The sequence below is a fragment of the Halogeometricum borinquense DSM 11551 genome (assembly GCF_000172995.2).
GTDB classification, from domain to species: domain Archaea; phylum Halobacteriota; class Halobacteria; order Halobacteriales; family Haloferacaceae; genus Halogeometricum; species Halogeometricum borinquense.
Genome location: NC_014729.1, coordinates 2,182,415 through 2,207,016 on the forward strand (window position 1 = coordinate 2,182,415; position 24,602 = coordinate 2,207,016).

General features: G+C 62.1%; 24 protein-coding genes and 1 tRNA gene. 10 read left to right on the top strand and 15 right to left on the bottom strand.

All coding sequences use genetic code 11. From position 1 onward, the window contains the following. Positions 1 to 7 precede the first annotated feature (7 nt). The 6 genes from HBOR_RS11030 to dapA are packed head-to-tail and all read right to left on the bottom strand — an operon-like array spanning position 8 to position 5,853. The gene (locus tag HBOR_RS11030) at positions 8 to 1,126 is read right to left on the bottom strand and encodes a M20 family metallopeptidase (protein ID WP_006056698.1); all 1,119 of its coding nucleotides are present in this window, start codon (positions 1,124 to 1,126) and stop codon (positions 8 to 10) included. After that, a complete protein-coding gene (dapF, locus tag HBOR_RS11035) occupies positions 1,126 to 1,995 on the bottom strand; it encodes a diaminopimelate epimerase (RefSeq protein ID WP_006056697.1) in 870 nt (289 codons plus the stop codon). Before dapF ends, HBOR_RS11030 begins: the two co-directional genes overlap by 1 nt. After that, the gene (gene lysA / locus HBOR_RS11040) at positions 1,992 to 3,317 is read right to left on the bottom strand and encodes a diaminopimelate decarboxylase (protein ID WP_006056696.1); all 1,326 of its coding nucleotides are present in this window, start codon (positions 3,315 to 3,317) and stop codon (positions 1,992 to 1,994) included. The genes dapF and lysA overlap by 4 nt, the downstream gene beginning before the upstream one ends. Further along, the gene (locus HBOR_RS11045; protein WP_006056695.1) at positions 3,314 to 4,159 is read right to left on the bottom strand and encodes a 2,3,4,5-tetrahydropyridine-2,6-dicarboxylate N-succinyltransferase; all 846 of its coding nucleotides are present in this window, start codon (positions 4,157 to 4,159) and stop codon (positions 3,314 to 3,316) included. Before HBOR_RS11045 ends, lysA begins: the two co-directional genes overlap by 4 nt. After that, the gene (dapB, locus tag HBOR_RS11050; protein WP_006056694.1) at positions 4,156 to 4,926 is read right to left on the bottom strand and encodes a 4-hydroxy-tetrahydrodipicolinate reductase; all 771 of its coding nucleotides are present in this window, start codon (positions 4,924 to 4,926) and stop codon (positions 4,156 to 4,158) included. The genes HBOR_RS11045 and dapB overlap by 4 nt, the downstream gene beginning before the upstream one ends. Continuing rightward, the gene (dapA, locus tag HBOR_RS11055; RefSeq protein WP_006056693.1) at positions 4,927 to 5,853 is read right to left on the bottom strand and encodes a 4-hydroxy-tetrahydrodipicolinate synthase; all 927 of its coding nucleotides are present in this window, start codon (positions 5,851 to 5,853) and stop codon (positions 4,927 to 4,929) included. A gap of 295 nt (positions 5,854 to 6,148) precedes the next feature. On the opposite strand from dapA, the gene HBOR_RS11060 reads away from it, so the two are divergent. Next, a complete protein-coding gene (locus tag HBOR_RS11060; RefSeq protein ID WP_006056692.1) occupies positions 6,149 to 6,646 on the top strand; it encodes a LabA-like NYN domain-containing protein in 498 nt (165 codons plus the stop codon). Between the two features lie 107 nt (positions 6,647 to 6,753). Here the strand turns inward: HBOR_RS11060 and HBOR_RS11065 are convergent, their stop codons facing one another. Together HBOR_RS11065 and HBOR_RS11070 are read right to left on the bottom strand one after the other, a co-directional pair. Then, entirely contained in the window at positions 6,754 to 7,746 is a 993-nt protein-coding gene (locus tag HBOR_RS11065; RefSeq protein ID WP_006056691.1) for a DUF7847 domain-containing protein, read from the bottom strand. Between the two features lie 62 nt (positions 7,747 to 7,808). Further along, positions 7,809 to 7,988 carry a hypothetical protein gene (locus tag HBOR_RS11070; protein ID WP_006056690.1) on the bottom strand — a complete coding sequence of 60 codons (180 nt, stop codon included), beginning with the start codon at positions 7,986 to 7,988 and terminating at the stop codon, positions 7,809 to 7,811. Positions 7,989 to 8,138: 150 nt separating this feature from the next. Between HBOR_RS11070 and HBOR_RS11075 the strand changes: the two genes are divergently transcribed. Beyond that, the gene (locus tag HBOR_RS11075; RefSeq protein WP_049890596.1) at positions 8,139 to 8,636 is read left to right on the top strand and encodes a PUA domain-containing protein; all 498 of its coding nucleotides are present in this window, start codon (positions 8,139 to 8,141) and stop codon (positions 8,634 to 8,636) included. A 30-nt stretch (positions 8,637 to 8,666) separates the two neighbouring features. On the opposite strand, the gene HBOR_RS11080 is transcribed toward HBOR_RS11075, so the two are convergent. The 4 genes from HBOR_RS11080 to HBOR_RS11095 all read right to left on the bottom strand — a co-directional run bounded on the left by HBOR_RS11080 (position 8,667) and on the right by HBOR_RS11095 (position 11,430). Further along, a complete protein-coding gene (locus HBOR_RS11080) occupies positions 8,667 to 9,653 on the bottom strand; it encodes a presenilin family intramembrane aspartyl protease PSH (RefSeq protein WP_006056688.1) in 987 nt (328 codons plus the stop codon). A 39-nt stretch (positions 9,654 to 9,692) separates the two neighbouring features. After that, positions 9,693 to 9,920 carry an H/ACA ribonucleoprotein complex subunit GAR1 gene (locus tag HBOR_RS11085; RefSeq protein ID WP_049890597.1) on the bottom strand — a complete coding sequence of 76 codons (228 nt, stop codon included), beginning with the start codon at positions 9,918 to 9,920 and terminating at the stop codon, positions 9,693 to 9,695. 5 nt (positions 9,921 to 9,925) lie between these two features. Then, complete coding sequence (gene srp19, locus HBOR_RS11090; RefSeq protein ID WP_006056686.1) at positions 9,926 to 10,207, bottom strand: signal recognition particle subunit SRP19; 282 nt, start codon at positions 10,205 to 10,207, stop codon at positions 9,926 to 9,928. 92 nt (positions 10,208 to 10,299) lie between these two features. Next, positions 10,300 to 11,430, bottom strand: a complete 1,131-nt coding sequence (locus HBOR_RS11095; protein ID WP_006056685.1) for a PGF-CTERM-anchored ABC transporter substrate-binding protein — start codon at positions 11,428 to 11,430, stop codon at positions 10,300 to 10,302. 67 nt (positions 11,431 to 11,497) lie between these two features. Between HBOR_RS11095 and btuC the strand changes: the two genes are divergently transcribed. The 4 genes from btuC (at position 11,498) to mobA (ending at position 15,828) form a co-directional block, all read left to right on the top strand. After that, the gene (gene btuC / locus HBOR_RS11100) at positions 11,498 to 12,517 is read left to right on the top strand and encodes a vitamin B12 ABC transporter permease BtuC (RefSeq protein ID WP_006056684.1); all 1,020 of its coding nucleotides are present in this window, start codon (positions 11,498 to 11,500) and stop codon (positions 12,515 to 12,517) included. Continuing rightward, positions 12,514 to 13,854, top strand: a complete 1,341-nt coding sequence (locus HBOR_RS11105; protein ID WP_006056683.1) for an ATP-binding cassette domain-containing protein — start codon at positions 12,514 to 12,516, stop codon at positions 13,852 to 13,854. The genes btuC and HBOR_RS11105 overlap by 4 nt, the downstream gene beginning before the upstream one ends. 222 nt (positions 13,855 to 14,076) lie before the next feature. Beyond that, positions 14,077 to 15,108, top strand: coding sequence for a transcription initiation factor IIB (locus HBOR_RS11110; RefSeq protein ID WP_006056682.1), 1,032 nt, complete (start codon positions 14,077 to 14,079; stop codon positions 15,106 to 15,108). 93 nt (positions 15,109 to 15,201) lie between these two features. Then, positions 15,202 to 15,828 carry a molybdenum cofactor guanylyltransferase gene (gene mobA, locus HBOR_RS11115; RefSeq protein WP_006056681.1) on the top strand — a complete coding sequence of 209 codons (627 nt, stop codon included), beginning with the start codon at positions 15,202 to 15,204 and terminating at the stop codon, positions 15,826 to 15,828. A gap of 34 nt (positions 15,829 to 15,862) precedes the next feature. Here mobA and yqeC read toward each other — a convergent pair whose 3' ends face one another. Beyond that, complete coding sequence (gene yqeC / locus HBOR_RS11120) at positions 15,863 to 16,606, bottom strand: selenium cofactor biosynthesis protein YqeC (RefSeq protein WP_006056680.1); 744 nt, start codon at positions 16,604 to 16,606, stop codon at positions 15,863 to 15,865. Positions 16,607 to 16,916: 310 nt separating this feature from the next. Between yqeC and HBOR_RS11125 the strand changes: the two genes are divergently transcribed. The 4 genes from HBOR_RS11125 (at position 16,917) to dph5 (ending at position 20,529) form a co-directional block, all read left to right on the top strand. Beyond that, positions 16,917 to 17,945 (top strand): class I SAM-dependent methyltransferase, encoded by a 1,029-nt coding sequence (locus HBOR_RS11125; RefSeq protein WP_006056679.1) that lies wholly within the window; start codon positions 16,917 to 16,919, stop codon positions 17,943 to 17,945. A 59-nt stretch (positions 17,946 to 18,004) separates the two neighbouring features. Continuing rightward, positions 18,005 to 18,077: transfer RNA gene (locus HBOR_RS11130), tRNA-Thr, on the top strand. A 531-nt stretch (positions 18,078 to 18,608) separates the two neighbouring features. Continuing rightward, positions 18,609 to 19,493 carry an outer membrane protein assembly factor BamB family protein gene (locus HBOR_RS11135; protein WP_081457873.1) on the top strand — a complete coding sequence of 295 codons (885 nt, stop codon included), beginning with the start codon at positions 18,609 to 18,611 and terminating at the stop codon, positions 19,491 to 19,493. Positions 19,494 to 19,749: 256 nt separating this feature from the next. Then, positions 19,750 to 20,529: a diphthine synthase gene (dph5, locus tag HBOR_RS11140; protein WP_006056676.1), complete on the top strand. Its 780-nt coding sequence runs from the start codon at positions 19,750 to 19,752 to the stop codon at positions 20,527 to 20,529. A gap of 24 nt (positions 20,530 to 20,553) precedes the next feature. Here the strand turns inward: dph5 and artA are convergent, their stop codons facing one another. Together artA and HBOR_RS11150 are read right to left on the bottom strand one after the other, a co-directional pair. Beyond that, positions 20,554 to 21,492: an archaeosortase A gene (gene artA / locus HBOR_RS11145; protein ID WP_006056675.1), complete on the bottom strand. Its 939-nt coding sequence runs from the start codon at positions 21,490 to 21,492 to the stop codon at positions 20,554 to 20,556. A gap of 184 nt (positions 21,493 to 21,676) precedes the next feature. Further along, positions 21,677 to 24,358, bottom strand: coding sequence for a DUF7827 domain-containing protein (locus HBOR_RS11150; protein ID WP_013440654.1), 2,682 nt, complete (start codon positions 24,356 to 24,358; stop codon positions 21,677 to 21,679). Positions 24,359 to 24,602 lie beyond the last annotated feature (244 nt).

The window sequence follows — 24,602 nt, forward strand, 5'->3', positions numbered from 1 at the left end:
ATCGCGATTACGTGTCGCCGACGAGTTCGGTCGCCGCATCAGTGAGAGCGGTCGCGGCACGGCGAACGGCATCGGTCCGGACGTACTCTCGTTCAGCGTGGGCAACCGCACCGTGGTCGTCGGCGAGGACGCCCGGCCCGAAGACGACGACAGGTGCGGGCGAAAAGTACGACGCCTCCGTGGCCGCGGTGAACGGTCGAACGTCGCCCGACCCGCCCGCGCGTCTCGACGCCGCGGCGACTGTCTGGACGAGTTCGTGATCGTCGTCGGTGGCGAACGCTTCGAGAAACGGCGTCGGCCGGTCGGTAAGCGAGAACTCGACGCCGACATCGTCCGGAACGGCATCTCGGACGGCGGATTCCAGCGACGACCGGAACTCTTCGGCTGTCTCTGGGGGAACGCTTCGCCTGTCGAGGACCAGACGGCACTCGGCGGGTACCTGGTTCGTAGACTCCCCGCCCTCCACCGTCGTCGGCGTAAGCGTTGCGGCACCCAACTGCGGATGTTCGTCGCGCCCGTCGTCGAACGAGCGAATCGCCGTGAGAGCCTGTTCGAGGGCGAACACCGCGTTGACACCCGAGGCCGGTTCCGCGGCGTGGGAGGCGACGCCCGACAGCCTGAGCGTCCCCTGAAAGCGTCCCTTCGCGGCGGTACACACGTCGAGTCCGGTCGGTTCGCCGACGATGTACAGATCCGCATCGAGGTCGAGTGCGTCCGCGCCGGTCGAAAGAACCTCCTCGTCGGGCGTGACGGCGACCGTCACCCGCGCCCCGTCGGCAGGTTCGACAGCGAAGAACGCCGCGAGGATCGCCGCCAGCGGCCCCTTCGCGTCACAGGATCCGCGGCCGCGAATCACGTCGTCGCTGTCGTCGCCGTCACCCCTTCCGTCCCTGCGTTCGAACGGGACGTGCGGCGAGACGGTGTCGATATGCGTGTTGAAGACCAGATGTCTCTCCGGGTCGTCGTCGCCCTTCGACGCCAGTGTATTACCCGCATCGTCCACCGTCGGCTCGACACCGTGGGAAGCGAGCGTCTCTACGAGGAGTTCACGCATCTCGGCAACGTCCTCGTTCGAGGCGACCGGAACGGCCCGTTCGAGAAACGCGACCGGGTCGAACTCACTCATTACGGCGTTCGGACGGTCACGTCGAGTTCGGTCTCGAACTCGTGTTCGGCCGGACCGGTGAGCGTGGCCGGGCCGTCGTCGGGGACCGTGATTTCCAACTCGCCGCCCGGCGGCGAAACGGTCACAGGGTCGTCCCCATCGACCAGTCCGACGCGCTTTGCGGCGGCGACGACGGCGACCGCGCCCGTTCCGCAGGACTGCGTCTCGCCTTCGACGCCGCGTTCGAAGGTTCGCTGACGGAATGATCCGTCGTCGTTCTGCGAAGCGACGGTCACGTTCGCACCGTCGGGGAACACGTCCGCGTGGCGGACCGCGGGAGCGACTGATTCGAGGGCTACAGCGTCTACGTCGTCAACGAACGCGATAGCGTGCGGAACGCCCGTGTTCAGCGCAGTGACTGTCAGCCCCTCGATTTCCTCCTCGACAAGTTCCTCCTCGCGGGCGAGAGGGACATCTCGCGGCCGGAACGACGGAGCACCCATCTCGATGGTCACGCGGTCGTCCTCGACGACGGCGTGACGCGTTCCGGCAGGCGTGTCGATCATCAGTTCGTCCGAGCCAGTTCGCTCAGCGGCCCACGCTGCGGCACATCGAGCGCCATTGCCGCACATTGCGGCGACAGAGCCGTCCGGTTGGACGAGCGTCATCACGACGCGAGGCGGTGAATATCGGCCTTCGAGTGCGAGAAAGAGAACGCCATCCGCGCCGCGCCGTTCCGAACCGTCGCCGTCGATGCCCGATTCTCGATTACAGTGTGCCGACGCGAACGCGGGTCGGTCAGGGACCGACTCGTCCGCATCGACAACGATGAAGTCGTTTCCAGTTCCGTGGTACTTTGCGACTGGTACTCGTTCGTGTAGTACACTCATGCTTCTAGCTCCGTCAGGTCAGTCAGGGTCTCCCGTCGCCGCACGAGGCGGGCCGCTCCGCCCGACAGTGCGACTTCGGCCGGTCGCGGCCGCGAGTTGTAGGTGCTTGCCATCTCGTATCCGTAGGCCCCCGCGTTCCCGACGGCGAGGAGATTTCCCCGCCGAGGGTATGCGAGTAGCCGGTTCTCACACATCACATCCGCCGACTCACAGATAGGCCCCGCGACGGTGGCAGAAATCGCCTCTACGTCGTCCGCCGCCGAGACGTTACGAATCTCGTGATACGCGTCGTACATCGCCGGGCGGAGCAGAGTGGTCATCCCGGCATCCACACCGACCACCGTCGCGTCGGGTGCTTCCTTGACAGTGTTGACGCGCGTGAGGAGGACGCCAGCGTCGGCGACGACGTACCGGCCGGGTTCGACCGCGAGCGTCCCCGAGACATCTCCGAGGGCCTCCCGAGTGGCGTCGGCAACGCTGTCGAGGTCGAGCGGCGGTTCGTCCGCTCGGTAGGGAACACCGAATCCGCCGCCTACGTCCACGAATTCGAGCGAACCAACACGGGATTCCACATTGCGGGTGAGTTCGCCCATCCGACGGACGAGTTCGCGGTGGTTCGAGAGGTCGTCGCCGGAGATACCGCTTCCGGCGTGAGCGTGCAGGCCGACGAGGTCGAAGTCGTCAGCGATGGATTCGGCCAGTTCGGGGACGTCATCGTACGGGACGCCGAACTTCGCGTTCGCTCCTGTCCGGACCTTCTCGTGGTGGCCCGCACCGACGCCCGGATTGGCGCGGATGCAGAGACGCCCGTCGAACCCGCGTTCGCGCAAGCGGTCCGCCGTGTCCGCCGCGCCGACGGTGACGGTCAGTTCGGGGTGGTCGCGCCATCGGTCTACAACGTGGTCCAAATCGCGGGCGGGCGGGTTGACCGCGGTGTACTGTATCTCCGAACCCTCGTATCCAGCATTGAGCGCGCGTTCGACCTCGCCCGCAGAGGCACACTCGGCGGCGAGTCCGGCCTCGCGGACGGTTTCGAGGACGGCCCGGCCGGTGTGAGCCTTCACTGCGTAGCGAACTTCCTCCGCAGAGAACGCCTCTTGGAGGCGAGCGCAGTTCTCCTGAACCCGGTCGGTATCGATGACGTAGAGGGGCGTCCCGTACTCGTCGGCAAGCCGGGCGAGTCTGTCGGCGTCCCACTCGGAGAGACGGCGAATCTGCGGGTTCTCCGCGTCCGTGTTCGGTTCCGACTCTGCTTCCGTGCCTGCATCAGACTCTGCTTCCGCACTCGCATCCGCCCCCGATCCGCCATCGGCAGGCGTCATTCGCGCAGTGCCTCCTCACGCCGCGTCTTGTCGAGTGTATCCTCCTCGATATCGAGCGCGACGACGGCGGGCTTGTATGCGCCGCCCGCGAAGATCTCGTGATCGCCGATAGATGATTCGACGTAGCGGGTGAACGCTCGGCGGTTCGACGGGAGGTGCCCGTACAGGACTTCCTCCGCTACGAGGTCGTAGACAGGGATTCGCGGCGAGAGCAAGGTGTTCTCTCCGACGATGGTATTCTCGCCGACGTGGAATCCGGATGTGACGCGACAGCCCGCGCCGAGTGAGACGCCGTCTTCGATGATGACGGGCGCGTCTTCGACCGGTTCGAGGACGCCGCCAATGAGCGTGTTCGCGCCCAATTTGACGTTCTGTCCGAGTTGCGCGCACGACCCGACGGTGTCACAGGAGTCAACGAGGGTCCCGTCGCCGACGTACGCACCGATGTTGACGAACGAGGGCGACATCATGATACAGTCGGAGCCGAGGAACGCCCCGCGGCGGATTGTCGTGCCGTCGGGCGTGTTCCGGGTTCCGCGGGTGCCGAGGTCGGCCGTGTCGCGCAGGGGGAGTACATCGTAGTACGTCGTGCCGCCGTAATCGCGGCCGATAGTTTCACGTAGCCCGAAGTTCAGGAGAATGCCCCGCTTGACCCACTCGTTGACGACCCAGCCGTCCGGTCCGGAGTCGCCAACCTGCTCGGCCGCCCGCACCTCGCCCTGTTCGAGCGAGACGAGGAAGGCGTCGAGCGTCGCCAACGTCTCGGAACCGGCCGTTGCGGCGTCGATATCGTCGTCTTGGTAGCGCTGCCACAGGTCGTCGATTTCGGATTGGATGCTCATGCGTCGAGTACCTCGTCGAAGTCGTACCGTCCAGCGTCTCGATCTGCGAGCCAGACGGCGGCATCGAGGGCACCGGCGGCGAAGACGCCGCGGGACCCCGCACGGTGCGTCAGACTGAGCAGTTGGTGGTCGTCCGCGAGAAGAACCTCGTGTTCACCGGTCACGCCCCCCGCGCGCCGGGCATGGACGCCGATTTCCCCCCCCATCCGAGGTTGATCGCCCTCACGCCCGTACACGCGTTCGGACTCGCCGCGAACGTCATCGATCTCGGTTAAGAGGGTGTTCGCGGTCCCCGAGGGTGCGTCACGCTTGCCGTTGTGGTGCGTCTCCGTCACCTCCACGTCGTAGTTGGGGAGGGCGGCGACGGCCTCGCGGACGGCGCGGCGGAGTGCCGCAACGCCGCGCGAGAAGTTCGTCGCGTGCAGGAGCGGGACGGATTCGGCCGCCTCGTCCAGCGCAGCGTGTCCGTCTTCGTCGAAGCCGGTGGTACCGACGACGACGCCGACGCCCGCCTCGGCGCACGCGGCGACGTACTCCACACTTGACTCCGGACCGGTGAAATCCACCATCACGTCCGGATCCGTTTCAGCAAGGAGTTCGGGCAGGTCGTCGGCATCGCGGACCGGAACCCCCGAAACCGCCTCGATCGGACTCCGGTTTACCGCGAGGACGACCTCGACATCGTCACGACTGTCGGCTACGTCGATGAGTTCGCGGCCCATCCGACCAGCGGCACCCGTGATAGCGACGCGGACGGGAGCTGCCATCTATGCGCCCCCCGCGGGTTCGAGTCCCAGCGACGCCTCACGAGTTGCCTCCAACTGTTCGAGTGTCGCTTCCAGCATCTCGTAGTGTTCGTCGCGCAGTTCGGTCAACGGCGGACGGAGGGTTCCCGGCGCGTACCCGCGAATCTCCATGGCCGCCTTCACCGGGATGGGGTTCGTCTCGATGAACAACTGCCGCGAAAGCGGTCCGAGTTCGTGGTGGAGTTCGCGCGCGCTGTCGAAGTCGCCGTCCAGCGCGGCGTGAACCATCGCAGCGGTCCGTTCGGGTTCGATATTTCCGGTGACGGAGATGACGCCGTGACCGCCCACTGAAATCACCGGTAGCGTCAGAGCGTCGTCGCCCGAGAGAATAGCGAACTCCTGCTCGCGCGTGCGCTCGACGACCTCCGAAATCTGTCCGATGTCGCCGCTTGCGGCCTTGTAGCCCGCGATGTTCTCGTGGTCTGCGAGGGTCGCCACCGTTGCTGGTTCGATGTTGCTTCCCGTGCGCGAGGGAACGTTGTAAACGATCTGAGGAACGTCAACCTCGTCGGCAATCGTCTGATAATGTTCGATGAGGCCCGCCTGTTCGGGCTTGTTGTAGTACGGCGAGATGAGAAGCAGTCCGTCAGCGCCCACGTCGGCCGACCGGCGGGAGAGTTCGAGCGCCTCGCGGGTCGAGTTTGATCCCGATCCCGCGATAACGGGAACGTCCTCGGCGGCCTCGACCACCGTCTCGACCACCTCGATATGTTCGTCGTGTGTGAGTGTGGCGCTCTCGCCGGTGGAACCGACGGGAACGAGTCCATCGACGCCAGCGCGTTCGAGGCGTCGGGTGTCGTCTGCGAGCGTTTCGTGGTCGATGCTTCCGTCCGGGGCGAACGGCGTGGTCATCGCCGGATAAACCCCTGTCAGGTCGAAATTCGTCATGTGCTGTTTGCGTATCGCGTGGTCGGTCAATCGTCTGCGCGCCGGGTCAGGGGTTCGCCCGGGACGGGATCGCCACTCCCGCCCAGAGCGTTAGGGCGCGCGTTTTTTCGAAAGAAAAGCGCCACGCGTCGCTATCGACCGGCGAGCACCGGACGGGGACGACGTGGGAAGGGTCACACACGACTGACGGTACCACGCGGTAAAATAGCTTACGTCGCTCGCAAGAACCGCCGTGCGCCAGGAGCAGATCCATCGGCCATGTCAATTGATAAGGGTCGCTCACTGAAATTCGAACATGACCGAAATTCATCCGGGCCAGCGCGTCGCTATCTTAGCCGACGCGCAGAATCTCTATCACTCCGCACAGAGCCTCTACTCGCGTAATATAGACTACTCGTCGCTCTTGGAGAAAGGCGTCTCTGACCGAACCCTGACGAGAGCTATCGCCTACGTCGTCCGCGCAGACTCTCCGGAAGAAGAGAGTTTCTTCGACGCACTCGTCGAAATCGGCTTCGAGACGAAAATAAAGGACATCAAGACGTTCGGCGACGGGTCGAAGAAGGCCGACTGGGACGTTGGAATGAGCCTCGATGCAGTGACGCTTGCGAATCACGTCGATACGGTCGTTCTCTGTACGGGCGACGGCGACTTCTCGCGTCTCTGTTCGCATCTCCGTCACGAGGGCGTCCGCGTTGAGGTCATCGCATTCAAAGAGTCCACCGCAGACGAACTCATCGAGGCGGCTGATACGTTCCTCGATATGTCCGACCGACAAGAGACGTTCCTGCTCTGACATCCTCCCGCGCCTGACGGCGTCCAGAACGCAACGCGTTCCAGTTGGCGAACGAGCCCAAGAGTCTCGTCAACGCGGGAATCCCGAGCGGCGGGATACTAACTGCCTCAGAGCTGACCGTCCGTCGAATCGTCGGTTCCGGTATCGAACCCACCGTTTGATTCGGTCGTCTCCGTGCTGGAATCCCCGAATCCGGAATCAGCGTCGAGTCCCGACGCTTCGTCTGAGACCGGTGGCTCATCACCGGAGGCACTCACATCAGCGCGAGTAGTTCCGTCTTCGAGCGGCGGCGCGTGATCGCGGTAGAACGCCGTCGCGTACGCCTGTTGGAACGTAAAGAGAAGCATCATGGCGGCCAGCGAAATCGCAGACAGCAACATCACTTCCTGCGTGGAGAACTGGACCAGTTGGGACATCTGTGAGGATACTGCATTAGGGGACATCCCTTGCGTCTGCATACGCTGGAGCTGTTGGGCACCCTGCAACTGCCGGTAGTACATCGGTCCCGAAACGGGGAGTGTCATTATGAGGACGGCAATGGCATTGATAACGGAGTAGCCGATGGTGCTGAGGAGGTTCTTGCGGACGAGTCGGATGCTCTGGCGGAAACTGTCGATAGCGTCCGTGTCACCGAGGGAGACAGCAACGGGGTAAAACTGGATGAACACGAGGACGACAACGATACCCAACCCCACCAATCCGGCAGCGACGAGGGCGATGAGTGGAATACCGACGACAAATCCAAGGAGACCGATGAGGAGGACGATGATCCCGCCTGCGATCGCAAGCCCGATGAGGATACCGACGTTGACGAAACTGGCGACCAAAAGCGGCACGTACCGGTTACGGCCCACTCGTTTCAGCGTCGAGAGGGAGGTCTCGCCGTCGATCGATTCGGACGCCATCCCGATGATACCCGCAACGAAGAATGGCGCCACGAAGAACGTGACAAACGGAAGTAACGATCCAAACAGGTTGCCGGTTAACTGCAACGCCGACTGCGGGAGCATCACGAGGCCGTACGCGAGACCGACGAGGAACAACACGGGGTTTCTGCCGAGCGAGCCGAGCGCGACTCGAAGCGAACGGAGAGCGGACATACTATCCACTTAGAGAAACATCTTGTTAAAAACACACGTTACCGAGATAACAGCTGGCCGTATTACGCCGCCTGTCCGTCGGGCGCACTGAGGAGACGGACGATAACGATGGCCGCGGCACCGGCGGCGGTGGCGGCTAAGAGGGCAGAGATACGGCCGTCAACGCCAGTCGTGAGAAAGAGCACGCTACTGGCGAGGAGGAGGAACGCTCCGACCGCAATCTGCCGCACGTCTCCCGACATACTCGTCTTCGAGTTGGTTCCGTTACTTATGCGTTTCTTCGTGAGTCTTCTGTGCTAACGTATGACTTTCAGAGAGCCGAAATGTGGCGGCGGAGCCTCCGGCAACCACAGACCGCGACTGACTTCACACCGCACGCGAAAGCACGGGACATGAGCGACGAAGCTGACGAGAGTTCCGGGGACGGGGACGCGACACTTTCTGATCTTCGAACGGTCGCCAACTATCAGTTCGGTTCAGGAGCCGGCGCGGCACTTTTTCCTGACGACAACCTGACCGTTCGTCGGTCCACGAGCGGTCGCCCGAGACAGGTACTGGCCGACGAGGGACGAATCGTCTCGTACGGTACCGACGGTCGGTTCACGCTCGGCGTCGAGGGTGGCATCCGGTTGGTCGAATCGTCCTCGCCCCCGTCGAACCGTGTCACCGTCGGTTCGGAGAGCGAACCGTTCGTCCGCGACGGCAAGAACGCCTTCGCCAAGTTCGTCACAAGCGTTGACCCAGAGGTTCGGCCCGGTGACGAAGTCGCAGTCGTCACGCCCGACGACGTGGTTATCGGTGTCGGCCGTGCGGAACTCTCCGCTGAGGCGATGATAGACTTCGAAACTGGGATGGCCGTGTTCGTCCGCAACGGTGCGGGTGAGGAGTAGTTCGCTTTCTGGATTTTCGCAGCGTCCGTATCAGAGGCCGATTGCGGTCAGGACCGGGATACCGGAGAGGACCGCACCGATGAGGTACCCGCCGATGGTGCCGCCGTTCAAGAGAGGCAGTCCAGCGTGCGCTCGGCCCTTCAGCACTAACCAGAGGAGTGCGAACAGTCCGGCGAACGTCCCGACCATCGCGGTCAGTACGGGCAGCGTCAGTATCGGGAGTCCGGGGACACCGAGCGACGGCGCGGCCGCATCGGGGAGGAAGAACGCAGCACTTGCGATCATCACCGTCGGCATCACGGCGTCACCCAGACCGATGAAGAAGGCGTCGCGGACGCCCTCCTCGTCGCTGTCGTCAGTTGGGTCGCCGCCATCCGATTCGGGACTGGGGGGTGCCTCAGCGTCCGGGTCGTCGTGAACGTCGTTCGCACTGGAGAAATCGTCGTCGAGGAGCGAGTACGACAGCGTCGTCGGGATAACGAGGACGACCGGAATATGCAGGTCCATCACACCCTCCGCGAGGTCCAGCATGTGTTCTGTACCGTAGACGCTAATGGCGTCGTAGACGGCGAGCGCAGTCAAGAGGACGACGGCCGGTAAGAGGCCGAAGCTAATTCCGAACAGGGCCGCCGCGCCAGCGCCCATAATAATGCCCGTGGCGTCGATGACGTACCACTCTGGATACACCACCAGCGCGCCCGCGACGAGGACGGCCGCGGCGACCGCGGGGAGAAACGGCAGGATAATCGAGAAGACGTACCACGAGAGCATCCCGCTCGTCAGCACGACAAGGGCGCGGACGGCCCAGTCGAAGTCGTATTTGAACGCCGCGAGCATGACGGCCGTGGCGACGAGAATCGCACCGATGTAGACGAGACTGTTCGTCGGGTCAGACGGGTCTTCGACGGTCTGAAACCCACCATCATAGAAGGGGGTAACGAGTGCCAACGCCCCCAACTGAACGAGGAGGAAGATGAGTGTAGTGAGACCGATACCGAAGGCGACGCGGTTTCGCATGGGCGGACGTTCTGTCGGGGAGGCTATGGGGGTTGTGTTTCACCGCGCGTAGAGTTTCGTCCCGACCAACGAGGCGGGGGTGGCGCGTCCGCTGGTCGAAACAGCGACGTAAGGACGACTCACCGGGCCGAACACGTCTACGACGCGTCCAACTGACGACAGCGACTCGTCTACGACTTCGCGGCCGATATCCGGATGTTCTTCACCCTCACAACGCGCGATGGCGAGGTTCTGTGCGGTCCGCGAGACGGTACCGACCCGTTGCATCGCCATTAGTTCCGGAGGATCCCGACGTAGGCGGCGACGGCCTGTACGAGGTCGTTTTTCGTTGAGTCGTCGGCACCCTTGACGATGACTCGGCCGTTCGCTTCCCACTCTCTGGGGTGTGTCACGTCGCGTTCGATGACGGCGTCGTATCCAATCTGTTGGACCGCTTCGGCGATTTCGTCTACGGTCGGGTCATCGACAGCGTCTTCGAGCGGCACGCGTCGGCCCGCCGAACGCGATTTTTCCGCGTCGAGATAGCGAGGCCAAATGACGTTCTCCACAGCCATAGTCGGAAGACCGCGGCGCGCCCGTAATACGGTTGTGGTCCGCGGTTGCGGTCGGTGAAAAACGGGACGAAAAGAAAAACGACGCTCGCGGGTTATCGGCGCGTCGCCAGCAGGGCGGCTGCGAGCATGGAGACGAGCGTGAGAGCGACACCGAACCCGGGCGTGTCAGCGCCCGTTGCCGTCTGTGCCGACGTTGTTGTGTCGTTTACGGCCTGCGTCGTCGTCGATTGCGCAGTCGTCGTCTGCGTCGTCGTCTCGGTCGATTCAGTCGTCGTCGCCTCGGCTTCCGCCTTCATCGACTGGTACTCCTCGAACGCCTCGGGATGTACCGCCTGCATGATGGTCTCAGCGGCGTCAACCGAGCGCGGTGCGGGTTGCTGGAGGTAGTTCGAGTTTACTTCGATGATGTTGCCTTCCTGCACGGCGGTCGTACTGTTCCACGCCTCGGTATCCGGAACCGTTGCACCCGTGGGGACGATGATGTACTCGGGATTCATCTCGACGACCGTTTCGGTGTTGATGGGTGCGAAGCCGGTGATGTTCGCTTCGGCAGCACCGTTCGTTAGTCCGGCGGTGGTCATCACGTCACCGATGAACGTGTTCGAACCGGAGGTGTAGGTGTAGAAGTAGTTGAGTGCGACCGGTTTGTCTTCGTCTGCCAGCACTTCGCGCATCAGGTCGGCGGAGTTGCGGATCTCCTGTGCGCTCTGTCGTCCGGCCTCGCAGTTACCAGTGAGGCGACCAATCTGTTCGGTCTTGTTCGCCACGAACGACAGCGAGGAGCCCGTCTCGAAGACGAACACGGTGGTCCCCTGTGCGCGAATCTGATCGACGCGATCCTTAGCGAATGCGTAAGTGGAGTTCGGAACGAGAACCACGTCGGGATTCGCGTCGAGTACGCGCTCGACGCTCGGGCCGTTCGCGCCCGAGACGTTCTGTTTCTCGTCTGCGCCGTCAAGGTAGGTGGCGTACTTCGAGACGCCGACCACTTCATCGGACGCGCCGAGTTCCCACATCGTCTGTGCGGCACTCGGGTTCAGCGTGACAACGCGCTCCGGGTCCGAATCAAGCGTAACTTCCGTTCCTGTCGCATCTGTCGCGGTGTACGGGAATGTACACGAGTCTGTCTGCATCGACGCTGCCCCGGCCGTCGCGGCACCTGTAGCGGGAACGATGGCAGCGACGAAAAGAAGCGTCACAAACGTGAGTGTCCGTAATCGCATGTGCACCAATTTTGGCCCCCATTGCATCAAGTATTTACCTAATCCAACTCGGATTGTATATCAGTAGATGACCGTCCGAACGCGGGCTCTCGCGTGGTCGGGAGGCTTAAGCATACTCCTCGTCGCTGTCATCCTCGGCAGCGCCGGCGTCGGACCCGTCTCCATCCCACCGATGGCGGTGACAAGCGCCGTCGTCGGTGATCTCTTTCCCTCGCTCGGCATCTCGGTACCGAGAACACAGCGCGTCATCGTCGTCAACGTCCGCCTGCCGCGCATCCTGCTTGCCGCACTCGTCGGCTTCGCGCTGTCCACGGCGGGCGTCGTGATGCAGGGGTTCTTCCGCAATCCGATGGCAGACCCCTCCATCATCGGCGTCTCCTCGGGTGCGGCCGTCGGTGCGGTCGCCACAATCGTCCTCCCCTTCGCGTTCCCACTCGGTCTCGAACTGCAGAGCGCCGCCTTCGTCTCCGCGCTCATCACGGCCTTCACCGTCTACCTGCTCGCCACGCGCGGCGGCCACACGCCGACGGCGACGCTCCTTCTCGCGGGCGTGGCCGTCCAGACGTTCCTCGGGTCAGTCATCTCGTTCATGCTCCTCCACAGCGGGCAGAGCCTCCGTCGCGTCGTCTACTGGCTGATGGGCCACCTCAGCGGCGCGACGTGGCACGAGGTAGCCATCGTTGCGGTCAGTCTCCCGCCGCTCTTCGTCGTTCTGCTCGTCTACACGAACGATATGAACGTCCTGCTGCTCGGTGAGTCGGACGCACACAGCCTCGGCATCGAGGTCGAGCGAACCAAGCGCATCCTGCTTGCGGTGTCGAGCGCTGTCACTGCGGTAGCTGTCGCCGTATCAGGCGTTATCGGATTCGTAGGGCTCATCGTGCCGCATGCGATGCGTCTCGTCGTCGGCCCGGACCATCGCGTCCTCCTTCCTGCGAGTGCGCTGGCGGGGGCATCGTTCCTCGTCGCCACCGACACCCTCGCTCGATCCGGCGCGGCGGAAGTTCCGGTCGGCATCGTCACCGCCGCCCTCGGTGCGCCCTTCTTCCTCTATCTGCTCCGCACACGGGAGGTGCATCGACTGTGACGTCCCGCCGGTACAACGGCGAAAGCGAGTCGGTGACGGGTGACACGCCCGTCGTCAGCGTCTCGGACCTCGCTGTCGAACTCGGCGGGACGAGCATCCTGGAGTCTGTTGATCTCGCCGTTGATGAGGGAACCTTTGTCGGCCTTATCGGCCCGAACGGCGCGGGAAAGACGACGTTACTCCGGGCGTTGAACGGCGCTATTTCGCCCGCTCGCGGTTCCGTTATCATCTCCGGCGAGATGGTTCACTCACTCTCCTCGAAGGCCACGAGCCGCCTCGTTGCCACCGTTCCGCAGGATACGTCGCTCACGTTCAACTTCGACGTGCGACAGACGATCCGAATGGGCCGCACACCGCATCGGTCGCGGTTCGGCGGATGGCGCGAAGACGACGAATCCGCGGTCGAACGCGCTCTCGACCGGACACAGACGGCAGAACTGAGCGAGCGGACGGTAAGCGACCTCTCGGGCGGCGAGCGGCAGCGCGTCCTCATCGCGCGTGCGCTCGCACAAGAGACACCTGTGCTCCTGTTGGACGAACCGACGGCGAGTCTCGACATCAACCACCAAGTGCGGACGCTCGAACTCGTCCGCGACCTCGTTGGCGAGGGGAAGACAGCCATCGCAGCCATTCACGACCTGAACCTCGCCGCGCACTACTGCGACGAACTCGTGTTGCTCTCGGACGGCCGGGTCGTCGCCACCGGACCGCCCGCATCGGTCCTCACCGAGACGAATCTCGAAGGCGCATTCGGTGCAAACGCCGTCGTCACGCACCATCCGGTTACGGGGTCAGTGTACGTCACTGCACTACCGGACCAACGGAGCGACGCTGAGAAAGCGCAGGGACACATTCACGTCGTCGGCGGTGGCGGAACCGCGGCGCGGTATCTCTATCTCCTCTCGGCGGCGGGGTACGAAGTGAGCGTCGGCGCGTTAAACGAGGGCGACACGGATACCGAAACCGCGCGTAGCCTCGGTTTGGACGTGGTGACGGTGAACCCCTTCTCAGCTGTCGGAGACGCGGCACAGGCCGAGGTGGCGACGCGTGTTGCCGAAGCGGACTGCGTCGTCGTCGCCGATGTGGAAGTGGGCACAGGAAATCTGGCGAACCTGCGGGCGGCGGCCGAGGCCGAACGGATCGTCCTCGTCGAAGAGCGACCGTTTGGGGAGCGAAACTACGCCGGTGAAGCGGGACGAAGCGCGTACAATCGGCTCCGGGAACGTGGCGTCGTCGTCTCCTCAGCGGACGTGCTCTCGGCCGTCCAAACCCAACTGGCGGAGCACGGACAGCCACCGTTGGACAGCGAATCCGTCGGAACAACCTCCTCTGAGTGACGGTGAGACGCTACTGACCTTGTTTTGAGGACTGCCAGTCTGCTCATTGTTACCATTCCTGAGAGAACCACACATCCACCAATCATTGGTATGGATTAACACACCATAATTTGAGAATCGAGAATAATGTCGGCCGTTAGGCGACACATTTTTCACCGCGGACCTAATACTGGGTAGTGAGCAAGGGTCGAGATTCCCATTCTTCTCGACCTACGATACATAATGAGTGACACCGAGAACGCGCGTCAGCGCGCCAAGATCGACTCGGAGAACCGTCGGACAGGCCGACACAATGAGACAGAGCAGACGGAAACAGACGAAGAGACGCTTCTCTGTCCCGAATGCAGTTCTCCGACTCTCGTGACCGACGACGGACGCGGCGAGACCGTATGTGAAGACTGCGGGCTCGTCGTTGACGAAGACGAGATCGACCGCGGGCCGGAATGGCGCGCGTTCGACTCCGCAGAGAGAGACCAGAAATCCCGCGTCGGTGCGCCGACGACGAATATGATGCACGACAGGGGGCTTTCGACCAACATCGGCTGGCAGAACAAAGACGCCTACGGCAACTCCCTGTCGTCGAACCAGCGTCAGAAGATGCAGCGTCTACGGACGTGGAACGAGCGCTTCCGCACCCGCGACTCCAAAGAGCGGAACCTAAAGCAGGCGCTCGGCGAAATTGACCGCATGGCTTCGGCCCTCGGTCTTCCCGAAAGTGTCCGCGAGACGGCCTCGGTCATCTACCGCCGCGCACTGGAGGACGACCTCCTCCCCGGACGCTCCATCGAAGGCATCGCCACGGCGTCACTACACGCCGCCGCGCGCATGGCGCAGGTCCCTCGGTCACTAGACGAAGTAGCCCACGTCTCCCGCGTAGACGAAGAGGAGTTCGAGCGAGCGTACCGCTACATCGTACGGGAACTCAGCCTCGAAATCAAGCCCGCCGACCCGACGGAGTATCTCCCACGGTTCGCTTCGGATATCGATGTGCCGAAAGAGACCGAACGCACCGCCCGCGAACTGCTAGAGAACGCGAAAACGGTCGGAATTCACTCGGGGAAATCGCCTGTCGGCCTTGCCGCCGCTGCCCTCTACGCCGCCGCGCAGTTGACGAACGAGAAGGTGACGCAAAGCGATGTGAGCGACGTGACCGACATCTCGGAAGTCACGATCCGCAACCGGTATCAAGAGCTACTCGAAGCCTGGGATACGACGCCGTTCGCCAGCGGTGGCGAGTCCGGAGCCAGCGCCTAAGCCCGCCGCAGTCGCTGCATCGCTCTGCGCTTCCGGTATTTTGCGCCCGTGTTGAGACCCGACTTTTTGTGTCCGTGCGGAGACGGACGACGTATGAACGGAAAGACGCGCGAAGGGGTGATTCTGGGTGGCGGATACTCCACACGCTTCGGCGACGAGGATAAAGCACTCGCGGAACTGGCGGGGAAACCGCTCGTCCGGCATGTCGCTGAGAGGCTCGCTACCGTCTGTGACCGACTCGTCGTGAACTGCCGAGACGATCAGACGACCGACTTTCGCGCCGCCGTCGAGGGTTGTGGTGTTCCCATCGGCGTTGCAACCGATCCGATTCCGGACCGCGGCCCGATGGCCGGTATCCGAACGGGACTGTCGGCCGTCGAATCGGAGTACGCCGCCGTCGTCGCCTGCGATATGCCGTTCGTTGACCCCGATTTCCTTTCGTATCTGTTTACGCGTGCCGACGGCTACGACGCCGCCGTCCCCCAACGAGACGACGAGTGGTACCAGACGACGCAGGCAGTCTATCGCGTCGAGTCGATGGTGAGGGCGTGCGAACGCGCACTCGACCGTGGGGACGCGAAAATACTCGCCGCATTAGAGGAACTCGACGACTGGGTAACAGTGACGGAGGCGGAGATACGGGAACACGCCGACCCGGAGACGTTCGACAACGTGAACACGAAAGAAGAGTTGCAGGCGGCGGCGCGGCGGTTAGAGTGACCAACGGAGAGTAGCTGGCGTGGCTAACTCCGTCTCAGTCACGCTCGACAACTTCGACCACGCTCTCATCACGGTTCAGTCGCGTCACGAGAACACGCGAGACGGACGGTGCCCGGTCAAGGACGCCGGTTGCGATCTCCCGACCAACCGCTTCGAGTTCGGACGTGTCCGCCATGTTCACGACGGGGATAACTGACGACGCCTGCGGAACTCCCTTTAGACCGCCCGACGCGTCGGCAACGACTGACGCAACGTGTTCAGGACGGATTGTCTCGCCCGGAGCACAGTCGGTGAGTTCTGCGACCCGCTCGGGGCGGTGGACTGCCTCTTCCGTGAGTGATTCTCCGACGACACGAGCGGCTGCGATAGGCGAGACCACCGTCGCGGCGTCGGGTATCTGCGGTTCGTTCTCACCGGGGGCTTTGAACAGGCGGTTTCGTGCGCCGTCGGCTTTCACCAAGAGCGGGGTCTCACCTGCGGCGGCGAGTTCGTCCACGACAGCGGGGTCGTAGCCGCGGTACCGATCCGGGCGTTCGCGTTCAGGGACGAGTCCGAGCGGGCGTGTGCCGGTGTCAGCCGCCGCAGATACCGGGTCGTCGGTGACAACGACACTCTCGACGTGGCTATCGAAGATTGGAATACGGACCGTCGCCGTGACGATTGCGTCGGACAGCACAGAGGCGAGACGGTACAGTAACGTCTTCTTGCCACCTGCACCGACGACCGCAAGGACGGATGAGTCCCCAAGCCCGAGGCCATCCGGAAGTGATGGCATCATCGCGTCCCACCTGTCCTATCTATCGCATCTGTCACGTCCGTCACAGCGACCACACTCGTCACATCCGTCGGACACGTCACTATCTGTCCGCCCGACCTCGGTGACCGAACGCGAATCTGAGACATACTCAGACGCACGGCTGGTGGCTGTTTGAACGCCACGGCGAGCAGCGGCACGCAGCGGTGGCCACACCATCACCGTGGCAGAGTAACTGACCCGGGTGGAAGACAGTGGATGGGCGATTGAACGACTCGTCTTCTGTTGACCGCCGAAGCGTCACGCTTACTCCATCGCACCGTCAGCATCGGACATGAACGTCCCTTGCGTCCGCGTCTCGACCGACGAGGGGGAGGCGACGCGGCGCGCCCTCGCGGATCGCGACCTCGTGGATCAGTCCTACGAGATAACTGTCCACGAAGGCACGCTCTACATTCCCGTGACGGACGCGTCAGCGGTCGAAGACGAATACGAAGTCGTCTCGTTCGACGTTGAATCCCGTGAGACGCAGACGATGCCCGCCGACATTCTTGGCTTCGAACCGACATACGAACGACTCGGCGATGTGGTGATTTTAGACGAGGACGACGCCGAACGCGCCAGCCGAATTGCGGACGCCATCGCGGAATCAGACCTCCGCGCTGAGACGGTTGTCAACCGCGCCTCGAAGGTCAAAGGCGCACTCCGCGTCCGAGACTGGGATATTCTGGTTGACGACACTGACGAGGAACTCTCCGCTGACGACCAACGTTCATCCGCTCCCAGCACCGAAACGGTCCACCGCGAGTACGGCTGTGAGTTCCTCCTCGATATCGCCGAGGTGTACTTCTCACCTCGGTTGGCGACCGAACGACACCGCGTGGTCCAACAAGTGACCGAAGGCGAACGAGTGTTTGACATGTTCGCGGGTGTCGGTCCGTTCGTCATCCCCATGGCAAAACGCGGCGCTGAGGTGGTCGGCTGTGATCTAAACGCCGCCGCCGTCGAGTATCTCCGCGAGAACGCCCGACGAAACGGTGTCGAAGAGCGCGTGACCGCCAGACAGGGAGATGTACGCGACGTGGCCGACGACTACGAGGGATGGGCCAACCGAATCGTGATGAACCTCCCTCACAGCGCAGACGACTTTCTCGACACTGCCGTCCGTCTGGCGGGCGAGGAGTGTGTCCTCCACTACTACGATATCCAGCACGAAGACGACCCATTCGGACCGGGCATCGAGGCAATCCGCGAGGCCGCAGAACCGCAGTACGACGTCCGAGTCGATACCGAGCGAGTCGTTCGGTCCTACGCGCCACATGAGTACAACGTATGTGTTGACGTGACGCTCACCGCGCGCTGATTCGGAAGCCTTTTCTTTGTCATCGGAATACGATAGGATGCGTACGAAAGCCCCACCGCGCCGGTGTAGCTCAGCTGGCAGAGCGATTCCTTCGTAAGGAATAGGCCGAGGGTTCAAATCCCTCCACCGGCTCTTTTTGATGCGAATTACCCCCGCGAGCACCGCGTAGTGTGTACCTATGAACCGTGAGCAGATACGAGAGCAACCGGGGATTTGTAGGGATTTGTATCGGGAAGCGAACGGAGTGGGCGACCGCGATTCACAATCCCTCGTCCGTGTTCGCCGCCGTTTGTTCGCGACTCACGATCCGAGAACCAACTACCTTAGGTCTCGCGACGCCGAACACTACAACGTCGAAGTTGTTGTCCTTTCGAACCATTCAGATACAAATATTACGAGTCAGACAACGGGATAGATGAGACGAAGACGCTTCCTCTCACTCGTCGGAGCGGCATCGCTCACGAGTGGGTGTCTTGATCTGTCGTCCGACTCTGAAGACCCTCCAGTAGATGTCGAGAAAGAGCCCATTGAGACCGACTGGCCGACAGCAAACGCGAACGCGGGACGGACCCGACACGTCGCAGCCGAGGGGGACACCACTCTCCAGTCGAAGCGTCCAACGCTCACGCAGTACGAGCCGTCTGCCGGTTTCGTTTCCCCCCAATCGTCGGAGGTGACTCCGTGTTCTATACAACCGGGACCCAGGTTGTCGCCGACGGGAAACACAGTTGGCAGATCGACAAGTCCGGTGACGGACTCTCACCAACCCTCCACGGCGGCACTCTCTACACTCAGATCGTCGAAGGACTGCTCGCGCTCGCACCGCGCGATGGAACCGAGCGATGGCGACTCGACTCGGTGGAAAGTCCCGGTCCGCAGGCTCCGGGACCGACAGTCGTGGACGAAACACTGGTTGCGGCGACCCGAACGGACATCGTTGGAATTGACCTGACCACGAGAGAGACGTGGCGGACCTCACACAACGCGATGCGAATCACCGGTCTTGCTGCGGGCGAACGCGGGATCGTCTCAGCTGGGATTGCCGACGACGGCGCGGTCGTTTCGGGATACGCACTCGACGGAACGAAACGGTGGGAGAAGCAAATACCACCGTCAGACATCGGTTCAGATCTATTTGTCTGCCTCTCAGGGCACGACATCTGTGTTCTCACCGATAAAGGGAGGCTCGATGCGCTGGACGCCGAGGACGGAACGCGTCAGTGGCAGGCCAATCTCTCTAGCGGAATTGTCGGCCGGCCAGCTCTTGCTGACGGACTCTTCCTCGTCCCCGCATCCGAGAACCGAACCGCAGTGCATGCTTATGACGTGCAGCAGGGTGATGCGGCGTGGACGCAGTCAGTCCCGCACCGGTCCTTCTCGCTGACTGTCGTCGGCGATGTCGTGGTGGTTCCACTGGACGGCCTCGAAAACAGAACTATGGTCCTATCGCTCGCCGATGGCACCGTCGAGGCGGAGTACCAGTATGAGCATGAGCTATTCGCCAACTACGCAGTCACGAGTGAGGCAAACATCACCCACCTCGAATAGCCACTCTACTGACTGGTGCGAGTCCGTCAGGGTCACTGTTATCCGAACGATACGCTCAGGAGGGATACAGAAAGTGACGACACCCATTCGGCGCGATGACCAGTCACACCGACAGCGAAGGTGCCGCCCGAACAAACCAAGGTGCTAACTGCACCCGGTGGTGGAACTCGGTGCTATCATAATAGTCGTGTTGATTTCCCAAGACAACGCGGCGACGGGACAGGCCACTTATCCCGAACGGCAGTAGAGGGTGTGTATGCTCACTTTCATCGGACTCGGGCTGTACGACGAGCGTTCAATCACCGTTGAGGGACGCGAGGCACTTGCCGACGCAGACCGGGCGTTCGCGGAGTTCTACACGAGCCACCTCGTCGGCGCGACGGTCGAAGACCTCGAATCATACCACGATATCGACGTTGCGGTCCGCGACCGTGCCGGAGTCGAGCAACACCCCGAAGACATCCTCGACGCCGCCGAAGACGAGCACGTCGTCTTTCTCACTGCAGGCGACACCATGATTTCGACGACGCACGTGGACTTGCGACTCCGTGCTGTCGAGCGCGGTATCGATACGCGTGTGATCCACGGCGTCACCGCTCAATCTGCTGCGAGCGGATTGACTGGACTCCAGAACTACCGGTTCGGCAAGGCGGTGACGCTTCCGTTCCCCTACGCACACGGTGCCGACGGCGTTCCCAAGAGCGTCATCGACTCCATCGAAGCGAACCGCGAACGCGGCCTGCACACGCTCGTCTATCTCGATATCAAAGCCGACCGCGACGAGTACATGAGCGGTGACTACGCCGCCGAGATGCTCGCAGACGGGTGGGAGGACGTTCTCGGTATCGTCGTCGCTCGGGCCGGAAGCGAAGACCCGCTTGTCGCCGCAGACCGTCTGTCGGAACTCGCAGAACGCGATTTCGGTGATCCGCTACACATGCTCGTGATTCCCGGCGATGTCCACCACGTCGAGGCTGACGCACTCCGAACGCTCGGTGGTGCACCGGATGAAGTCCTCTCCGAAAATGAGGTGTAAACGTCTGCGACGGTCACTCCGTTTTTAAGCGCTTCCACCGCGGCTCTTCGGTGTCTCGAGATCTAATGCTTCTCTGAGGTCGTACTCGTCACCGGTCACCATGTAGAGGACATCTTCGATGATCGTGAGGAGTTCAGGCACCTCGCGGACGACGAGGTAGGTAATGCCGACAAGTGCGAGCACGGCAAGGAACTGGCTGATGATGCGGTCCGAGATGAAGAACGAAACCATATACGGGTCGCTCGATCCGAACATCAGCAGTATCTCATCGACGAAGAACTGGAAGTACTGCTTGCCGAACGTAATGGTGATGAACGTCGTTCGCAGGAGATTAAGCGCGTAGATTATCGGAATTGCGATCGCCAGCGCGCGGAACTTCCGTCGGAGCGGAGCTTCCACGGCTGCGATGAGACCGCCGAAGATCGCCATACTTCCGAGTCCGGTACACGCGAGGACGACGGAGATTGTGAGACGGTGGTCGCCGTCCATGAATAGGAACGTGTTGAGATATCCCTGGTCACCGGCGATGAACTCGGGGTGGTAGCCGAATGCGTTGACGAGAAAGTGCGTCTGCGTGGCAACAGTCTCCATGAGGACACCCTTCGGTGCCGGAATGCTGACGCCGAAGAGCGCGAACGCCGGAATCGTCTCGAACGGGAGATAGATGACTCCCATCGCCGCGACGGCTTTCGAGAGGACGAACAGCGTATCGCGCCCCGAGTAGAGGAGATAGCCCGCGTAGAGACAGGCGGGTACCGCGGCTAACGAGAGGAACCCCTCGATGTAGCTCTTGTGTTCGAAGGCGTAGTACGGCACTAACTGAAGCCAGAAGGCGGCAAAGAGAGTCCATGCAGCGGCGGTCACGTATCGCGCCGTCCGCTCGTTTCGACGGACGAGGAGGGAACCGAGGATGAACGTGATAATCGCCGCCCACGCGAGAGCGTCAGACAGCAGTCCGGGCATACGACACAGATAGTGTGGCCTCACTAAATCCCTTGCCGTTCCGTGCGCCCGTCTCGTCAAAGCGCCCGAGTGTCTCTCGGACGTGAGAGTCAGTGTACTCAAAACAACGCTGCCGCTTGCGGGCGGAACACGCAAAAAGAAAGAATATTGAAAGGGAGCCGGCGTGAGGCCGGTGATTCAGACGTTAGTCGCGGCGGACTGCGAGGAGCGCAGCAGCGAGGAGTGCCGTGACAGCGACGACAGCACCGAAGCCGGGCGTACCCGTCTCGGTTTCCGTGTCTTCGCCGCCAGTCTCTTCCGTCGCCGTGGCCGTCTCAGTCGTCGGCTCTTCCGTCGTCGTAGCCGTCTCAGTCGTCGGCTCTTCCGTCGTCGTAGCCGTCTCGTTGCCGTTCTCGGTCTCCGTTACCGTCTCGGTCTCGGTCTCGTCACCCGCAAGGACGGTTCCTTCAACCGTCTGATCGTCTGCGGGGCCGTTGCGGACCGTGATCTCGTACGTGTCTCCAGCTTCCTGCTCGCTGAAGTCGAACATACTCGAGAACGTGTTGTTCTCGGTGACGTAGACCGTCGACGTCTTCAGGAAGCTCGGCTGCGTGTCGCCCGTCGAGCGGACGCGCAGGTTGAGCTCCGTACCGGGGGCGACCGTCGTCTCGCCCATGACCTTCTGGTCAGCCATCGCGGAGACGTTCAGGGGGTCGTCGAGCGTGTGCTCGGCTTCGACGAGGTCGTACTCGTCTTCGACCGTTTCCTGCTCGTCGTCCGTCGTCAGGTTGCCCTCGTCAGCGAGGACAGTGAAGTTGGCCGTGAGGCCGTCGTCTGCTTCGAGGTCACGAGCGGTCGTGTTGACGTCGTTCGTGTCGAAGTAGACGTAGTACGTGTCGTTCTCCGTGTCTTCGATGACAGTCGTGTTGTCAGCGCCGAGGATGAGCGAGTACGGGTCACGGTTTGCACCGGCTTCCGTCTGCTCAATCGAGAGGCTGATAACGTCGTTCGTCTGCAGTGCGAAGAATTCGGACGTCACGTCGTCCTCAGCGTCGATAGCGCCTTCGAGACCGGACGCTTCGAGCTTGTGGACAGCGACGTCGCCGAAGGCGAGGCTGTCGTCAGCCGTGAGGTTGTTCGATGCAATCTCTTCGCGGACTTCGCCAGCGTCGGCGAAGTCAGTGCCGGACGGTGCCGTCCAGCTGGAGACAGCAGTCGTGGCGCGCTCTTCGAGGACGAGCGTACCGACGCCCTGCGTCTCGTCGGGGTTCGCGTCCGTACCGGACTGCACTTGGATGTCGTACTCGCCCGAGTCGAGGAGCGAGCTAACCGTGTTCTGCGAGTCGAAGTCCGTGCTGTCGATCGTGTCGTCGCTGTTTGCGACTTCGAACACGTCACCGCTGACGCCGGTCGTCGCGGTGTAGGTGTTGAACAGGACAGAAACCTGACCGTCGCCACTGTCGTCAACGACCGTCACGTTCGCGCGGTAGCCGACGTCGGCGGAACCGACGGCCAGCGTCGCGGTGTCCGTGTTCTGGAGCGTGACGGTGACGTTTGCAACGTCGCCGCGCTCCTCAGTGATGATGCTGTCTCCACCGATGTCTGCCTTGCCTTCGCCGGCTTTAGAGACAACGATCGAGGAGGATTCGGATTCGACGCCGGACTGGTTGTCCGTCGCCAGGACCGTGTAGTTGCCCGTGTCGAGGTCCGATGCGTTGAACTCGAACTCGTACTCAGCCTGACCCGTGAGGTCAGCGCCGATGGTCTTCTCAACGTCCTCGTCGGAGTTGAGGAGCTCGATCGTGACAGGACGGTCGCCCGCGTTCGCGGTGACCGTACCCTCGATCTTCGAGTCGTCCGCGTTCGTGACGCTCAGATCGTCGATCTCGACACCGAGGCCGAGGTCGCGGACCGTAACGGATGCGTTCTTGGACTCGTCACCAGCGAAGACGATGTCGTAGTCTCCGTCTTCACGGTCCTCCGTGTCGAGCACGTACACTTGACTGTTCGTGCCCGTGGAACCGGAGCGGAAGAAGTCGTTATCGTCGTCGGCACCAGTGATCTCGACGTCCGTAGCCGTGTTGTTTGCGACGACTGCGACCGTCGAACCCTTGTAGACGTTCTCGCTGTCGGTCTCTTTGATCGTGACAGCGGCGAACGTGACGTCAGCGGTCTGGTCCTCCGAGTGAGCGTTACCCGAGGTGTCCGTCACCTTGTAGGTGACTTCGAGGTCCTCGGTGTAGACATCGTTGAGAGTCGCAACGACGCGACCGTTGTCGATGCTGACGGAGGAAGTGAGGTTCGTGTTGCCGTCTTCCTTCGAGACGTTCAGCTTCTGGACCGAAGCAATGTCCTCGTCGAAGGCGAGTTCGACCTCACCGTCAGTGTTCGAGGACGTGTCGTTGTCGTAGTGGTTCGCACTCTGGAGCGAAGGAGCCGTTCCCGAGACCATCTTAAGCTGGTCCTGAACGGTCTTGTTCGCCGAGATACCGACGTAAAGGCCACCATTAGTATTGTTCTCTGCAGCGGACACGTTGTACGTGCCAGTTGAGAGGCCTGACAGGTCAATGCCCGTTAATTCGACAGAGGCATCAGATCCAGGTGTCTTGTTGGCGTGAGGCTCGTTGGCATCCCATGCCCCATCACCGTCTTCGTCAACCCAGACGATAAAGTCGCCTTGGGAACCGTCACTGTCGTAAACCGTTGCGTCAATTTCGGCACTGGAACCGGTCTCTGCAGAGACCTGCGTTCCATTACCGTTACCGAGGTCAATTTCTGAAGCATCCGCAGCAGCCGTACCCGTGAACGCGATGGTGCCGGCGAAGACCGACAGAACCATCAGCGCCGCGAGGAATACTGCGCGGAACTGCTCTGAATTCCGTGTCATGTTTAGTTGGTAGTGTTGCAGTGGCAACGACACTTTTCGGCCGTCCTCAGAACCGAACGCCCGGGAGACCGGACTTGGACGGCGGTACTCACTGTGTCACCTTGGGTAGGGGTACGGTGCAAATCTATTGTCTACCCCATAAATGTCTTGTGTTACTGAATGAGCTAAATGGCAAATACCTGTACAGAGAGGCCCTGTTGCGCCCGTTTAGTGTTTGTAACTAAACAACATCTGTGGGAGCTTT

Excerpts from the sequence above, each read along its gene's own strand:
- HBOR_RS11030 (WP_006056698.1), bottom strand. The coding sequence starts at position 1,126 with ATGAGTGAGTTCGACCCGGTCGCGTTTCTCGAACGGGCCGTTCCGGTC.
- dapF (WP_006056697.1), bottom strand. The coding sequence starts at position 1,995 with ATGAGTGTACTACACGAACGAGTACCAGTCGCAAAGTACCACGGAACT.
- lysA (WP_006056696.1), bottom strand. The coding sequence starts at position 3,317 with ATGACGCCTGCCGATGGCGGATCGGGGGCGGATGCGAGTGCGGAAGCA.
- HBOR_RS11045 (WP_006056695.1), bottom strand. The coding sequence starts at position 4,159 with ATGAGCATCCAATCCGAAATCGACGACCTGTGGCAGCGCTACCAAGAC.
- dapB (WP_006056694.1), bottom strand. The coding sequence starts at position 4,926 with ATGGCAGCTCCCGTCCGCGTCGCTATCACGGGTGCCGCTGGTCGGATG.
- dapA (WP_006056693.1), bottom strand. The coding sequence starts at position 5,853 with ATGACGAATTTCGACCTGACAGGGGTTTATCCGGCGATGACCACGCCG.
- HBOR_RS11060 (WP_006056692.1), top strand. The coding sequence starts at position 6,149 with ATGACCGAAATTCATCCGGGCCAGCGCGTCGCTATCTTAGCCGACGCG.
- HBOR_RS11065 (WP_006056691.1), bottom strand. The coding sequence starts at position 7,746 with ATGTCCGCTCTCCGTTCGCTTCGAGTCGCGCTCGGCTCGCTCGGCAGA.
- HBOR_RS11070 (WP_006056690.1), bottom strand. The coding sequence starts at position 7,988 with ATGTCGGGAGACGTGCGGCAGATTGCGGTCGGAGCGTTCCTCCTCCTC.
- HBOR_RS11075 (WP_049890596.1), top strand. The coding sequence starts at position 8,139 with ATGAGCGACGAAGCTGACGAGAGTTCCGGGGACGGGGACGCGACACTT.
- HBOR_RS11080 (WP_006056688.1), bottom strand. The coding sequence starts at position 9,653 with ATGCGAAACCGCGTCGCCTTCGGTATCGGTCTCACTACACTCATCTTC.
- HBOR_RS11085 (WP_049890597.1), bottom strand. The coding sequence starts at position 9,920 with ATGCAACGGGTCGGTACCGTCTCGCGGACCGCACAGAACCTCGCCATC.
- srp19 (WP_006056686.1), bottom strand. The coding sequence starts at position 10,207 with ATGGCTGTGGAGAACGTCATTTGGCCTCGCTATCTCGACGCGGAAAAA.
- HBOR_RS11095 (WP_006056685.1), bottom strand. The coding sequence starts at position 11,430 with ATGCGATTACGGACACTCACGTTTGTGACGCTTCTTTTCGTCGCTGCC.
- btuC (WP_006056684.1), top strand. The coding sequence starts at position 11,498 with ATGACCGTCCGAACGCGGGCTCTCGCGTGGTCGGGAGGCTTAAGCATA.
- HBOR_RS11110 (WP_006056682.1), top strand. The coding sequence starts at position 14,077 with ATGAGTGACACCGAGAACGCGCGTCAGCGCGCCAAGATCGACTCGGAG.
- mobA (WP_006056681.1), top strand. The coding sequence starts at position 15,202 with ATGAACGGAAAGACGCGCGAAGGGGTGATTCTGGGTGGCGGATACTCC.
- yqeC (WP_006056680.1), bottom strand. The coding sequence starts at position 16,606 with ATGATGCCATCACTTCCGGATGGCCTCGGGCTTGGGGACTCATCCGTC.
- HBOR_RS11125 (WP_006056679.1), top strand. The coding sequence starts at position 16,917 with ATGAACGTCCCTTGCGTCCGCGTCTCGACCGACGAGGGGGAGGCGACG.
- dph5 (WP_006056676.1), top strand. The coding sequence starts at position 19,750 with ATGCTCACTTTCATCGGACTCGGGCTGTACGACGAGCGTTCAATCACC.
- artA (WP_006056675.1), bottom strand. The coding sequence starts at position 21,492 with ATGCCCGGACTGCTGTCTGACGCTCTCGCGTGGGCGGCGATTATCACG.
- HBOR_RS11150 (WP_013440654.1), bottom strand. The coding sequence starts at position 24,358 with ATGACACGGAATTCAGAGCAGTTCCGCGCAGTATTCCTCGCGGCGCTG.